The sequence below is a fragment of the Sphingobium sp. 3R8 genome (genome assembly GCF_020166615.1).
GTDB lineage: Bacteria > Pseudomonadota > Alphaproteobacteria > Sphingomonadales > Sphingomonadaceae > Sphingobium > Sphingobium bisphenolicum.
On the sequence record NZ_JAIQXR010000003.1, the window covers coordinates 189,281 to 204,081 of the forward strand.

Below are 14,801 nucleotides of genomic sequence, written 5' to 3' on the forward strand. Positions count from 1 at the left end.
GACCTGCTCCGTTCAGTGCCGGCTCCCTGCCTATGCATCAGGCCATCCTCTCTCTTGTCCAAAATGGCAGACCGGCCGCATCGCGATCCGGTCTGCCAGGGGAGGGACGCTAGAAACGCCCGTAAGCCGGATCAATAGGTGATGCGGGCGGTGATGCTGACTCGGCGGTCGTTGAGCACAGAGGACTGCGGACGGCTGGGGATGCCGTAATAGGTCTTGTTCTCGGTGTCGGTCAGGTTCACGCCATCGACGGTCAGCGCGAAATTCTCGTTGACCGTATAGGTGAGCGACGCATCGACCTGACCGCGCGCGGCGTTGAAGATCGGCAGGTTGCCGCTGCCGTTGCCGCGCGTCGTCACGACATATTTGCTGCGCCAATTATAGGCGACGCGCGCCGAGAGCGGTCCCTTGTCGTAGAAGCCGACCAGATTATAGCTATATTTGGACAGCTGCTCCAACGGCACGAATAGCTGGTTGCCTTCATTGTCGAACGCATTGGGACTGGGCGCCTTGCTGTCGACATAGGTGAAGTTGGCCTGCACGCCGAAGCCCGACCAGAAGCCCGGCAGGAAGTCGAAGAAGGTATTGCCGCCGATTTCAGCGCCCTTGATCTTGCCATTGTCGCCATTGACAGGACGCGTCACATCGACGTTGAAATTGCCATGGCCCAGGTCGAACGTCTCGGTGTTGGTCACATTGGCGATGAACCCGTCCACCTTCTTGTAAAAGAGCGCGCCATAGAGCGAACCCGTTCGCGAGAAATACCATTCGAGCGAAGCGTCGAACTGCTTGGCTTCCAGCGGCCGCAGATCGGCATTGCCCGACGATGCCGTGCGCAGGCCCGATCCCGCATTGAACTCCACGATATTGATGTTCGGATTGAGTTGCGAGAAATCGGGCCGCGTCAGCCCCTTCGACGCGGCCAGGCGCAGTTGCAGCTGGTCGCTCAGGTGGAAACGCAGGTTCAGGCTGGGCAGCGCGCGGGTATATTCGGAATCGCGGCCGATCGGCACGAAGCTGATTGGGCCGTTGCCCGGAATGACGTTGCCATTGGCGTCCTCGGCCTGCGGCGTCTGGACGGAAAAGCCGCTCGTCGACACCTTGGTCTTGACCACGCGAACGCCGATATTGCCATCGATCCGCACCGGCAGATCGTCAAAGCCGAACTTGACCAGACCATAAGCGGTATAGGTCTTCTCGCCCTGCGTATTGCGGTCGCTCGGCTGATAGCCGACGCCCTTGAGCAGCGCCGCCGGATCGCCGGTATAAGGTGCAAGCGCCGCGCGGGTGGCGTCATAGTCCAGCACGAGGTCACGATTGACGAACACTGCGCCATCGGGAACGCCCTGAAAGCCGCGATACAGGTCGCCGCGGAACTTACGCACTTCCAGCAGGCTCGACGGCAGGCTGCTCAGACCATAATAATTATAGGTGCTGCTGTCGGTGACGGCGGAACGATCCGTATAACGCAGGCCGAATTTGAGCGACCGCAGAACGCTGTTGTCGAACCTATATTCTGCGTCCACGCGACCGGCATATTCGGTACCGACCGAATGCTCGATATGATCGAGATAGCCCGCGCCGCTGGCATAGTTGGCCGGGTCGGTGACGAGGCCGTTGCCGTTGGTCGGGTCGTTGTCGGGCGAGATGATCATCGTCGGCACGCCATTGCCGACTTCCTGATAGAGGCGTTCGGCCGTCGAAGAGAGGATGACGATCGAGCGCTGGCCGTCGGTCACGCCCTTGATATATTGGAAGTCGCCCGTGACGCTCAGCCGGTCGGTCGGCTTCCATTTGGCGTTGAAGGAATAGTCACTGGTCACCGAATGGCGGGTTTCCAGGCTGGTATTCGCATTGATCGGCAGGTTAACGAAGGTGCCGCTGCGGAAATTGCCCTGATCGTCGAAGGTGAAGGGCGCACTATAGTCCGGCGTAATATCGCTGTCGCCGGTATAGGCGAAGAAGCTGTAGTCGCCATAGCGGAACTTATAGTCCGACCGAACATATTCGGCGGTCAGTTCCAGCGTGTCGCTGGGGCGCCACTGGACGGCGGCGTCGATGCCCAGGCGGCGGCGGTCGCCCAGATACTGGCCGATGCCCACGCCATGGGGCAGATAGGTTTCCTTGCCGGTGCGGCCCAGACCTGCGAGGGTTGCCGCATCGGCGGTGTCGGCGGGATCGAGGCGATAGAAGGGCTGACTGCTGATCTGGTCCTGACGGAAGGCGGTCTTCTGATAGCCGACATCGACCATCACGCCGATTTCGCCAAGGCTTGTGTCCCAGCGATCCGACAGGAGCAGGTTCGCCTGCGGCTTCGACTTGCCGTACAGGTCGTAATAATTGACGCTCGCGCTGGCCGAGGCCTTGAAGCCATCGAAATCGAACGGCTTGCGGGTCCGCAGGTTAATGAGGCCGCCGATGCCGCCCTCGATCAGGTCGGCCGACGGGTTCTTGTAGACGTCGATGCCGGACAACAGTTCGGAGGGCACATCCTCCAGGCTGAGCGTGCGACCGCCATTGGCGGTGAACACGTCGCGGCCGTTGATCTCGGTCCGGACCTGACTGAGGCCGCGGATCGCGACCGATGTGCCTTCGCCATAGCTGCGCTGGATCTGGATGCCGGTGATGCGCTGCAGCGCTTCGGCGACGTTGCGGTCGGGCAGCTTGCCGATGTCTTCGGCCACGATCGAATCGACGATGACATCGCTGTTGCGCTTGAGCGCCTGGGCGCTGGACAGGCTGGCGCGCACGCCGGTGACGACGATGTCGCCCTCGCTCGCGGCGGGCTGCTGCTGGGCCTCCTGCGCGTGGACGCTGCTCCCCAGCGCGATGCTGGCGATCGAAATGCCGGCCAGCAACGCGGCGCGACGCGGCATATGCGTGATCTTGGTCATGAAACCCCTTCCTCTCCCTTGGCCCCTGAACGGAGCGCTCACCTGATTCGCGGCTGAAAACGGCCGGAACATTTCCCTTTCATGTCTCCGTCCCCTCCTGGGAGCGTTAACAAGGCAAGGCTCCATTACTCCCACATTTAGAATTATGAAATATAAAAATTGATTTCATATGTGGACGGTGCTTAGAAGGAGACACCTGCAAGGCGGCGCCAATAACCGGCAGCATGGGCGAGGGGAGGACTGGAATGACCGGGAAGTCGCGCTATCAGGCGCCCGCCCTGACCAAGGGGCTGGAAATATTGGAACTGCTCGCCGCCGCCAGCGATCCGCTCATCATGTCTGACATATCTACCGCGCTGGGCCGCTCGGTCAGCGAGATATTCCGGATGCTGCAGGTTCTCGAAGAACATGGCTATATCGCCCGTGCCGAGGAAGGTTATCGCCTGACCAACCGGCTGTTCGCGCTGGGCATGAGCCAGCCGCCGATTCGCGACCTCGCTTCCACCGCCCTGCCGGTGATGCAGGATCTGGCGCGCAAGGCGGGGCAGAGCTGCCATCTGGCAGTCGCATCGGGCGCGGAAATGGTCGTCATCATTGCGATCGAGGCGCCTGGCCTGTCGGGCTTTGCCGTGCGCGTCGGCTATCGCCGGCCAATGCATCGCTCCAATTCCGGGCGTATCCTGCTCGCCTTCCAGCCGCCCGAAGCGCGAGCGGCGATGCTGGACGATATTCGCGCCGCCGGCGAGGCGTTGGACGAGGCCGAGCTGACCGAACGACTGGACGCGGCGGTGGCCAATGGCGGCGCGATTGCGCCCAGCCCGATGCTGACCGGCATCACCGACCTGTCCTCACCGATTCTGGCCGGCGGGGTCGCGCGCGCCGCGCTGACCATGCCGTTCGTCGACGGCGCGGCCAACCGGGCGACCGTGGAGGCGTGCAGCCAGCTAGTGCGCGATGCCGCCGCCGCGATCGGCAGCGCGATGTCGCCGATCATGCTGGTGCCGCCGCGCGCGGCGGACGGCGAACAATGACCGGGATGGACCGGCGTGCCGCCTTGCTGGCGGCGGCGGGACTGGCGGCGCTGCCAGGCCTGGCCAACGCCCAGACCAGCGCCAGCGACGAGGTGATCGACCTGTGGCCCGGCACGCCGCCGGGCGGGACCGGCGCGCGCATCGTCCGCAAGATCGAAGATCAGGCCAGGCCCGGTGGCGAACCGGACCGCTGGGTGACGGGCATGGATCGGCCGATGCTGGTCGTACGCCGCCCCGCCCGCCCCAATGGCGCGGCGATGCTGGTGCTGCCCGGCGGCGGCTATGGCTTCCTGTCCTACGACAATGAAGGCACCAGCCAGGCCAACTGGCTGAACGCGCGCGGCATCACCGCCTTCATCCTGCTCTATCGCCTGCCCGGCGAAGGTTGGGCGCGGCGTCAGGATGTGCCGTTGCAGGATGCGCAGCGGGCGATGCGGCTGATCCGCGCTGGAGCTGTCCAGCTCGGCGTCGCAAAGGACCGGATCGGCGTGCTTGGTTTTTCCGCCGGCGGGCATCTGGCCGGATCGCTGGCGACGCGTCATGGCGAGACGGTCTATGATCCCGTCGATGCGGCCGACCGGCAGGACGCCCGCCCCGACCTTGCCGCCCTGCTCTATCCCGTGGTGCGCCTCGCCGCGCCCTTCGCCCACGGCGGATCGCGGGACAATCTGCTGGGGCCGGACGCGTCGGCAGCAATGCGCCGCGCCCGATCGGTAGAATTGCGCGTCGACGCCGCGACCCCGCCGCTCTTCCTGGTCCATGCGACCGATGACGGTTTGGTGCCCCCCGCCAACAGCATCGCCCTGTTCCAGGCGATGGAAGCCGCCAAGCGTCCGGTCGCGCTGCATATCTTCGAGGATGGCGGCCATGGCTTCGGCACCCGTCTGCCCCAGACGATGCAGGCGTCAGCCTGGCCCGCCTTGTTCGCGACCTTTGCCGCGAAGCACGGATTGATCCCGGCATGAAACGCCTGATCGCCCTGATGCTGGCGCTCAGCGCCGGCACCGCGCTGGCCATGCCCGTCGAGTATCACAGCGCGCCCGAACGGCGCATCGTGACGGAAAAGGATTGGGGGCCATGGCTCGGCCCGTTCCGCGCCACCCTGATGCCCAGCCTGATGCAGGATTTCGGCGAGCGCTATCTCTACGCGCCCGCCAATGCCGCCTTGCCCGCGCCTAAACCTGGCGAGCAGCGCGTGGTGTTTCTGGGCGATTCCATCACCGACCGCTGGAACCTTGCCGCGAGCTTCCCCGGCAAACCCTATGTCAACCGCGGCATCGGCAGCCAGGTGACGGCGCAGATGCTGCTGCGCTTCCATCAGGACGTCGTCGCGCTGAAGCCGGAGGTCGTCGTGATCCTCGCCGGCATCAATGACGTGCAGGGCTTCCTGCAACAGGAAACGTCCGAACAGATCGAAGCGAACTGGGAAGCCATGGCCGACCTGGCGCGCGCGCATGACATCAAGGTCGTGTTCGGATCGCTGCTGCCAGTGAATGATTATAGCGACGCTGCGAAAGATGTCGTCAGGGAGCGCAAGCCCGAAGAATTGCGCGCGCTCAACGCCTGGCTGCGCGGCTTCTGCACCCGGCGTGGACATGTCTATGCCGATTATGCGGCCGCCATGGTCGACGCCAAGGGCCTGATGGCCGCCGCCTTCACGCGGGACGGCGTCCATCCGCTCAACAATGGCTATGCCGTGATGACGCCGATCGCGCAGCGCGCCATCGACCGGGCATTGGCCGGACAATGAAAACGACACGATGAAAGGGAAGAGGATGCGGCATCTTATCGCCTTCTGCTGCGCGCTGGCGCTGACCGGCCCGGCCCTTGCCGTCAGCAAGGTGCCGGGCGATCCCCATGTCGATGATCCGGTCGGCATCGTCGCCAACCCCTGCCCGGCCCATCCCAAACCGACCAGCGAGGCGGAATGGAAGATGTGGAACCTTCACATGCTGACCCGCGATTTCGGGCAGCTATGCCGTTATGCCGCCGACAACAAGGCGCTGGAAGGCAAGACGGTTCGCGCGGTGTTCATGGGCGATTCGATCACCGACAACTGGATCAACCTCGATCCGGAGATGTTCGCGGACGGGCTGGTCGATCGCGGCATCAGTGGCCAGACCACGGCGCAAATGCTGGTGCGCTTCCGCAACGATGTGATCGCGCTGAAACCGCAGGTCGTCCACATCATGGCGATGACCAACGACATTGCCGGCAATACGGGCGCAGCGACGATGGACACGGTGCTGGGCAATATCCAGACCATGGCCGAACTGGCCGATGCCCATGGGATCAAGGTCGTCCTCGCCTCCGTACCGCCCGCCGGCGCCTTCCCCTGGAGCCCGGGTCTGCAACCCGCGCCGCAGATCGCCGCGATCAACAGGTGGCTGGCCGACTATGCCCGTAGCCGGGGTTTCACCTATGTCGATTATCATGCCGCCATGGCGCAGCCCGACGGCGCGATGAAGCCGGGCCTGTCCACCGACGGTGTGCATCCGACAGCGGAAGGCTATGCTATCATGCGCCCGCTGGCGCGGCAGGCGATCGACAAGGCGTTGAGGGCAATCCAATGACGATGCTGGGACGCCGGTCCTTCCTGGCGGGCACCGCTGCGCTTGGCCTTGCCCGCGCGGCGCGCGCTGCCAGCCCCATGGGCACGATGGGCGGGCCGGTGCAGGCCAGCTGGTCTTCGCTCGTTGCCCATTACCGCTATCCCGACTGGTTCCGCGACGCGAAGCTCGGCATGTGGTCGCACTGGGGGCCGCAATCGGTGCCGGCGCAGGGCGACTGGTATGGCCGCTTCATGTATATGCAGGGCCACCCGATGTATGAGCATCACCGCAAGACCTACGGCCATCCGTCGGTCGCGGGGATGAAGGACATCCAGAATCTCTGGACCGCCGACAAGTGGGAACCCGACGTACTGATGGCCCGCTATCAGAAGGCCGGCGCCAAATATTTCATGGCGCTCGCCTGCCATCACGACAATCTGGACTGCTACGACAGCCGCTATCACGCATGGAACAGCCTGCGCGTCGGGCCGAAGAAGGACATCGTCGGCATCTGGGAAAAGGCCGCGCGCAAGGCCGGCATGAAGTTCGGCGTGTCCAACCATGCCGCCCATGCCTGGCACTGGTATCAGCCCGCTTATGGTTATGACCCCGTCGGCCCGAAAAAGGGTGTGCGCTACGATGCTTATACGCTGCGCAAGGCCGATGGCGTCGACAAATGGTGGGACGGCCTAGACCCGCGCGAACTCTATACCGGCGGCCATGCCGTGTTGCCCGACGGCATCGACACGATCGAGGCGATGGACAAGTGGCACGATGTCCATAACGGCCAGTGGATCGAGACCGGGCCGAAGGACGATCCGGCCTATGTCACTCGCTGGCTGCTGCGCCAGACCGATCTGGTCGCGCAATATAAGCCTGACATGGTCTATATGGACGATCATGAACTGCCCTTCGGCCCGGTCGGGCTGGAGGCGGCGGCGGACTATTATAACCGGTCGATCGAATGGCACGGCAACATCGATGTGGTGCTGACCGGCAAGCAGCTCAAGCCCTATGCCCGTTTCGGCATGGTGCAGGATGTGGAGCGCGGCTTCACCGACCATCTATGGGACGAACCCTGGCAGACCGACACCTGCATCGGCGACTGGTTCTATAATGAAGCGCGCCTGCACGACAAAAGCTACAAGAGCGCGGAGGAGATCATCCAGCGCCTCGCCGATGTCGTGTCGAAGAACGGCAATCTCATGCTTTCCATCCCGCAGCCCGGCGACGGCTCCATCGACAGCGAGACGGAGAAGGTGCTGGACGGCATGGCGGGGTGGATGACGCATGGCGGCGAGGCGATCTTCGGGTCGCGGCCGTGGCGTGTCTATGGCGAAGGGCCGACGCAACTGATCGCAGGGATGCAGAATGAGGAGAAGGCCAAGCCCTTCACCGCGCAGGACATCCGCTTCACCACCAACAAGGGGGCGCTCTATGCGCTGTTCCTGGGCCGGGCGCAGGGATCTACGACCATCCGCTCACTGGCGCGGGGTCGCGTGGACGGCACAATCAGCCAAGTGACACTGCTCGGCGGTGGTCCGGTGGCCTTCCGTCAGGATGGCGCGGGCCTCCATCTCACCATGCCGCATGGCGTCCATTTCGTGCCGGTCGTCCGCATCGACGGCCATGGCCTCGTTTGAAATACAGGGATTTACAGGGATGATCGCAAAGAGCTTCAAATGGATCGCGCTGGGCGCATCCTGCCTCACCGCGCCGGCGCTGGCCGATCCGATGGCGCTGCTCGACCGCCATGGCAGCCGGGTGGCGGTCGAACCCTATGCGCCCAATATCGTGCGCGTGACGATCGCGATGGACCCCGACCTTGCATCGGCCGCGCCGGGCGAAGGCCCCAATGCGAAGGCGGATGCTACAGGCTGGACCCATCGCACCGATTCGAACGGCGATGTCTTCGCCTCTGCCGCCCTGACGTTGACGATTGATGCCAAGCCATGGCCCAAGGCGCCCACGCAGATGGAGCGCTATTTCGCGCCTGCCCTGCCCCCGGTCAGCCTGTCGGTGAAGGATGCCAGCGGCACGGTCCTTACCAAGATGACCGGCTGGGAAATGGCGCCGGTGACGGTCAATGGCGAGAAGACCTTCAAGGTCGGCGCCAGCTTCGATTCCCCCGCCGACGAGCATTATTATGGTCTGGGCCAGAATCAGGAAGGCCATATGGATTTGCGCGGCAAGCAGATCGACTGTTCGCACAGCTATGACGCGCCGGCCGGCGAGACCGTCTGCGTGCCTTTCCTCGTCACCAACAAGGGCTATGGCATCGTCTGGGACAATCCGGCCCGCACGCTCGTCTGGCCGGGCCTGCACAGTTCGACCCGCTTCCAGAGCCAGGTCGGCGAGCGCGTCTCCTTCTTCGTCATCACCGGCAAGACCAGCGATGAACTTTATGCCGGCTATGCCAAGCTGACCGGCGCGACGCCGCTGCCGCCCAAAGCCGGCTTCGGCCTGATCCAGAGCAAGGCGCGCTATGAGAGCCAGAAGGAACTGCTCGACATCGCCAATGGCTATCGTCAACGCAATCTGCCGCTCGACGTCATGGTGCTCGACTGGTTCTACTGGACCCGCATGGGCCAGCTCGACATCGACCGCAGCTATTTCCCCGATCCCAATGGGATGAACGACCAGCTCAACGCCATGGGGATGCGGTCGATCATCAGTGTCTGGCCCCGCTTCGAGCGCGAGGGCCGCTATTTCGAATATTTGAAGGCCAAGGGCTGGTTCCTGCATGACAAGGACGGCAATCCCATCGACGGCCTACCCTCCCGCTCCGACCGGGCCGGTGCGCTGATCGACAGCACCAATCCGCAGGCACGCGAATGGTTCTGGGGCAAGATCCGCGACAATATCGCGTCGCAGGGCTTCGACTGGTTCTGGCTGGACGAAACGGAACCGGATCTGGTGCCGGACGGCTATGAATATTCGATCGGGTCGGGCGACCGCTATCACAATCTGTTCCCGCTGGTGCACACCACCGGTGTCGCCGAAGGATCGGAGCGCGACCGCCCCAATTTCCGCAACATGATCCTGGCGCGCGCCGCCTATCTGGGGTCGCAGCGCAATGGCGGCCTGTTCTGGTCGTCGGACGTCAAGTCGACCTGGGAAGCGCTGGAGCGGCAGGTGCCCGCCGGCCTCAACTTCACCGCGTCGGGCCTGGCCTATTGGGGCAGCGATATCGGCGGCTGGCAGTGGCCGAGCGGCCCGAAGGCGGAAAATCCCATTCTGGTCGATCCCGCCGGGGCTACCGCGATGGGCGCGGATTATCCCGACTATCCCGAACTGTTCGTGCGCTGGTTCGAATATAGCGTCTTCACCCCCACGCTGCGCATCCATGGCCAGCGCCCCGGCACCGCGCTGTGGGAATATGGCAAGGCAGCCGAGCCGATCCTGGCCGACTGGCTACGCCTGCGCTACACACTGATGCCCTATATCTATGCGCTGGGGCGCCACACCTATGACACCGGCGCGCCCTTCATGCGCGGCCTGTTCATGGACTTCCCCAACGATCCCAAGGTGTCGGATATCGGCGACCAATATATGTTCGGTCCTGCCTTCCTCGTCGCCCCGGTAACGAAGCAGGGCCAGACGAAGCGGTCGGTCTATCTGCCCGCCGGCACCGCCTGGTATGATTATTGGACCAACCAGAAATATGAAGGCGGCCAGACGATCGAGGTCGACGCCCCGATCAATCGCATACCGCTGTTCGTGAAGGCCGGGTCGATCGTGCCGATGGGCGTGCAGGTGAAGAGCACCGCCGAACGCCAAGCGCTGGAAAGCATCCGCGTCTATCCGGGTGCCGACGCGCGCTTCACCCTCTATGACGATGACGGCACGACCAACGCCTATCGCAAGGGCGGCATGAAAGCGGACCTCATCTGGGACGACAAGACAAAGACGCTGACGAGCAAGACGAAGCTGCCCACCGGTCAGGCCATCGCCGGTCTGGTGCAGATCGTCGGTCAATAAGGAGACAAGAAGACATGACGGGTATCAACCGCCGCGAACTGGGCATGGGCCTCACCGCCGCCGCGCTGGGTGCGGGCCTTGCCGCCTCGACGGGCGTCAACGCGCAGACGGCCGCCGCCGCGCCGCAGGGCAATCTCGCTTTCCCTTCCGACTTCCTGTGGGGCTGCGCCACCGCCGCCTATCAGATCGAGGGCGGCGTCAAGGAGGATGGCCGGGGCCAGACCAACTGGGACGTGTTTTCCCACACGCCCGGCAAGGTCGCCAATGGCGACACCGGCGACGTCGCCTGCGACAGCTATAACCGCTATCAGGACGATATCGGCCTGTTGAAGGCGCTGGGCGTCAAAGCCTATCGCTTCTCGATCGCCTGGTCGCGCATCTTCCCCAATGGCCGGGGCAAGCCCAATGCCAAGGGGCTGGACTATTATAACCGTCTGGTCGACGGGCTGCTGGCGGCGGGCATTACCCCGCATGTCACCATGTTCCACTGGGATCTGCCCCATGCCCTGCCGGGCGGCTGGCAGAATCGCGACACCAGCTACGCCTTTGCCGACTATGCCGGCTACACTGCCGGCAAGCTGGGCGATCGCGTCAATCACTTCATGACGCTCAACGAGTTGCGCTGCTTCACCGACCTCAGCTACATGACCGGCGGCAAGGCGCCGGGCCTGAAGCTGCCGATGAAGGAGGTCAATCAGGTACGCCACCATGGCGTGCTGGCCCATGGCCTGGGGCTACAGGCGATCCGCGCGGCGACCAAATCCGGCACGCAGGTCGGCATTGCCGACAATCCCAACATCTACGTCCCCGCGATCGAGACGCCCGAGCATATCGAGGCGGTGAAGAAGGCCGTGCGCGAAGAGAACGCCATGTTCCTCACCGCGATCATGGAAGGCCGCTATATCGACAGCTATCTGACCGCGCAGGGCAAGGATGCGCCGCTGGTCAAGGAAGGCGACATGAAGCTGATCGGCGCGCCGCTCGATTTCCTGTCGGTCAATGTCTATACCGGCAACACCGTCCGCGCCGACGAGACCGCGCCGTCGGGCTACAAGATATTGCCCCATCCGGGTCAGGCGCCGCGCATGCCCTCCCCCTGGCTCTATGTCACGCCCGAGGTCATCTATTGGGGGATGCGCGCCATCAGCGAAAACTGGAAGCCCAAGGGCCTCTATATCTCGGAAAATGGCTGCTCGGCCGACGACAAGGTGGCCGAAGACGGCAAGGTCTATGACACCGATCGCGTCATGTATCTGCGCAATTACCTCACCCACCTCCAGCGCGCGACCCGCGAGGGCATTCCGGTGAAGGGCTATTTCGTCTGGAGCCTGATGGACAATTTCGAGTGGGAGGATGGCTATACCAAGCTGTTCGGCATCCACCATGTCGACTTCAAGACCCAGAAGCGCACGCCCAAGCTGTCCGCCGACTGGTATCGCGAACTGGTCCGCACCAACAGGCTGGTGTGACGGGACACGGGGCGGTCCCGATGGGCCGCCCCATTCCCAATTCAGCGTTTCGCGCCGATCTCCACCTGCGTTTCGCCCAAGCCTTCGGCGCGGGCGCGCAGGATGATCCGGCCGGGCCGATCCGCCTTCACGATCGCCAGCGCCAGGCCGTTAAAGGCGGCGCGATTCGCCGACGGGAAAGCGGTCAGGTCGGTCGGGTCGCCATTGTCGGTCGCGACGATCTCCCCCGGCCCCTCGATCGAGAAGGCGATCTTCTGCCTGGCCGCGGGGACGACATGGCCGTCCTTGTCCAGGACCTTCAGCGTCACGAAGCTGAGGTCGCGGCCATCATCGGCGATGGTCGACCGGTCGGCGGTCAGCGACAGTTTCGCCGCCTCCCCCACGGTGCGGACGATCTCGGTCGCCCAGGGCTTGCCGTCCTTCCAGGTGACGACCTTCACTTCGCCCGGTGCATAGACGACATAGTCCCAGCGGAAGCGATATTCATAGTCGCGCTTCTTGATCTTGCCCTGCGACTGGCCGTTAACGAACAGTTCCGCCTCGTCCGCGGAAGAGAAGACATGGACCGGCGTGATCTGACCCACGCGGTCCGGCCCAATCCTGTCAGGCCACGTCCAGTGCGGCAGGATATGGGCGAATTTCAGGTCCGGCCGCCAGCGTGCCTGATAGAGCCAGAAGCGGTCCTTGGGGAAACCGGCGAGGTCGACGATGCCCGAATAGCTGCTGCGCGATGTGTAATAGGGCGTGGGTTCGCCCAGATAGTCAAAGCCCGTCCAGACGAACTCACCCGCGACATAGGGATTCTGGTCGTCCGCCGCCCAGACGCGGTCGGGCGAAGAGCCGAAATCGGCCGCGTGCAGTTCATAGGCCGACACCTGATGCGTGTCGGGATTGCCGCCAGACCATGGCCGTACCGGACCGCTGATCGCGCCCGCAACCGGGAACATATATTCGCCCCGGCTGGACAGCGCCGACGCGCTTTCGGTGGACAGGATGACCTTGTCGGGGAATTTGGCGCGGAAGGCGGGATATTGGCCGATGATGCCGCGAATACCTGCACCCTGATAGTTGAGGCTGATGACGTCGACCGTGGTGGGCAGCAGCATATCCGCCTTGGCGAAGTTCATCGCTCCTGTCGCCAGCCGCGTCGGGTCTTCCTCATGCGCGATGGCGACCAGTTCGCGCCCGATTTTCGCGCCCGCTTCGCCATCATATTGTTCGCCGACCTCGTTGCCGACGCTCCACAGGATGATCGAGGGATGGTTGCGGTCGCGCCGCAGCATCGACCGCAGGTCCGCCTCATGCCAGTCGGGGAAGATCAGGTGGAAGTCGTGTGGGGTTTTCTTCTTTTCCCAGCTGTCGAATATTTCGTCCATGACGAGGAAGCCCATCTGGTCGGTGAGTTCCAGCAGTTCGGGCGCGGGCGGATTATGGCTCATGCGCACGGCGTTGGCGCCCATGTCGCGCAGGATTTCAAGCTGACGCTGGGCCGCGCGACGATTGAAGGCCGCGCCGATCGCGCCCAGATCATGATGATTGTTGACGCCGCGCAGCGGAATGTGCTCGCCGTTGACGATCACGCCCCTGTCGGGATCGAACCGGATGTCGCGCACGCCGAAGCGGGTTTCGTATCTGTCGATCGCTTTGCCGCCCTGTGTCACGGTGGACACCGCGACATAGCGGTTTGGCTGTTGTGTCGGCGGCGGTCCCCAGAGGCGGGGGTTGGTCAGGATCGTGCTGCCGTTCAGCACCGCCTTTGCGCCGGGCGCGATGCTGGTGGACTGGCGCGGGATGCTGGCGACGGGGCGGCCGGTGCGCTTGCCGTGGGTGTCGAGCGCGTAGAGCGCGGTCGCGACTTCGACCTGCGCTACCTTGTCGCCGTCATTGTCGAGGGTCAGGCTGAGGTCGATGGTCGCCTGTGCCTTGCTCACCTGCGGGGTGCGGACCGTGCCGCCCCACTGGCCGACATGGATCTTGTTCGCGGTGGTCAGGTAGATGTCGCGATAGAGGCCGCCCCCCGGATACCAGCGCGCCGAAGCCTGCGGATTGTCGAGCCGGATGGCGAGCTGGTTCCTGCTCCCCGGCACCGCATAGGGGGTCAGGTCGAGGCGGAAGCTGTTATAGCCATAAGGCCAGCCGCCGACGAGCTTCCCGTTCAGCCAGACGGTGGCGTAGGACATCGCCCCTTCGACATCCAGGAAGATCGACTGGCCCCTGTCGCTCGCCGGAATGTCGAGCGTCTTGCGATACCAGCCGATGCCCCAGCTCGGCAGGCGGCCCATGCCGCCATAGGGGCCGTCCTTGATGAAGGGACCGGCGATCGCCCAGTCGTGCGGCAGATCCACCTTGGTCCATGCGCTGTCGTCGAAACCAGCCTGCACATAGGGCAGGTCGCCACCGGGATTGCCCGCCGGGCGGACATGATGTTTGGCCTGGTCCTTGATGAAGGGATTGGCGCTGGGAAGTATCCATGGCTTCAATATCTGCGCGCCGCCGCCGTCCACCTTCACGGCTTCGTCAGGACGGGTATCGGCCAGCTTGCCGTCGCCCACATCGTCGATCGGCGGGCGCACGTCATAGCGCAGGTCGGTGGTGATGCCGACAGGGTCGCCCTTGATAAAGCGCCAGTCGCGGCTGATCGATACGCTGTCCGCGGCCAACGCGGAGGAGGCGCCGCCCCCCACGGTTAGCGCGGCCAGCGCCGTCATGGCCAGCGCCCGTCCCTTCACGGAACGTCCTCGCGACAACGAGATGGACAGTTGCACCATTTTCTCCTCTCCCGACCTTCCGCAATCTGGTAGCGTTATCATTACTCTGAGCGATAGAATGACCCTTGGCAAGAGTGGAAGTCGTGATCGCCACGGCTTCCCAGTC

Annotated in this window: 9 protein-coding genes; 7 read left to right on the forward strand and 2 right to left on the reverse strand. The window is 63.9% G+C overall.

From position 1 onward, the window contains the following. Positions 1 to 131: 131 nt before the first annotated feature. Positions 132 to 2,894, reverse strand: coding sequence for a TonB-dependent receptor (locus K9B33_RS04305; RefSeq protein ID WP_224546946.1), 2,763 nt, complete (start codon positions 2,892 to 2,894; stop codon positions 132 to 134). A 245-nt stretch (positions 2,895 to 3,139) separates the two neighbouring features. Between K9B33_RS04305 and K9B33_RS04310 the strand changes: the two genes are divergently transcribed. From K9B33_RS04310 to K9B33_RS04340, 7 genes are read left to right on the forward strand one after another with little or no spacing between them, the layout of a single operon-like run. Then, the gene (locus K9B33_RS04310; RefSeq protein WP_224546947.1) at positions 3,140 to 3,925 is read left to right on the forward strand and encodes an IclR family transcriptional regulator; all 786 of its coding nucleotides are present in this window, start codon (positions 3,140 to 3,142) and stop codon (positions 3,923 to 3,925) included. Next, complete coding sequence (locus tag K9B33_RS04315; RefSeq protein WP_224546948.1) at positions 3,922 to 4,890, forward strand: alpha/beta hydrolase; 969 nt, start codon at positions 3,922 to 3,924, stop codon at positions 4,888 to 4,890. The genes K9B33_RS04310 and K9B33_RS04315 overlap by 4 nt, the downstream gene beginning before the upstream one ends. Then, complete coding sequence (locus K9B33_RS04320) at positions 4,887 to 5,675, forward strand: GDSL-type esterase/lipase family protein (protein ID WP_224546949.1); 789 nt, start codon at positions 4,887 to 4,889, stop codon at positions 5,673 to 5,675. The genes K9B33_RS04315 and K9B33_RS04320 overlap by 4 nt, the downstream gene beginning before the upstream one ends. A gap of 25 nt (positions 5,676 to 5,700) precedes the next feature. Beyond that, positions 5,701 to 6,498 (forward strand): SGNH/GDSL hydrolase family protein, encoded by a 798-nt coding sequence (locus K9B33_RS04325; protein ID WP_224546950.1) that lies wholly within the window; start codon positions 5,701 to 5,703, stop codon positions 6,496 to 6,498. Next, positions 6,495 to 8,120: an alpha-L-fucosidase gene (locus K9B33_RS04330; protein WP_224546951.1), complete on the forward strand. Its 1,626-nt coding sequence runs from the start codon at positions 6,495 to 6,497 to the stop codon at positions 8,118 to 8,120. Before K9B33_RS04325 ends, K9B33_RS04330 begins: the two co-directional genes overlap by 4 nt. 19 nt (positions 8,121 to 8,139) lie before the next feature. Continuing rightward, the gene (locus K9B33_RS04335; protein ID WP_224546953.1) at positions 8,140 to 10,458 is read left to right on the forward strand and encodes a TIM-barrel domain-containing protein; all 2,319 of its coding nucleotides are present in this window, start codon (positions 8,140 to 8,142) and stop codon (positions 10,456 to 10,458) included. A gap of 14 nt (positions 10,459 to 10,472) precedes the next feature. Further along, positions 10,473 to 11,927, forward strand: coding sequence for a GH1 family beta-glucosidase (locus K9B33_RS04340; protein WP_224546955.1), 1,455 nt, complete (start codon positions 10,473 to 10,475; stop codon positions 11,925 to 11,927). Between the two features lie 41 nt (positions 11,928 to 11,968). Here the strand turns inward: K9B33_RS04340 and galB are convergent, their stop codons facing one another. Continuing rightward, positions 11,969 to 14,656 (reverse strand): beta-galactosidase GalB, encoded by a 2,688-nt coding sequence (gene galB, locus K9B33_RS04345; RefSeq protein WP_224546958.1) that lies wholly within the window; start codon positions 14,654 to 14,656, stop codon positions 11,969 to 11,971. Positions 14,657 to 14,801: the final 145 nt, after the last annotated feature.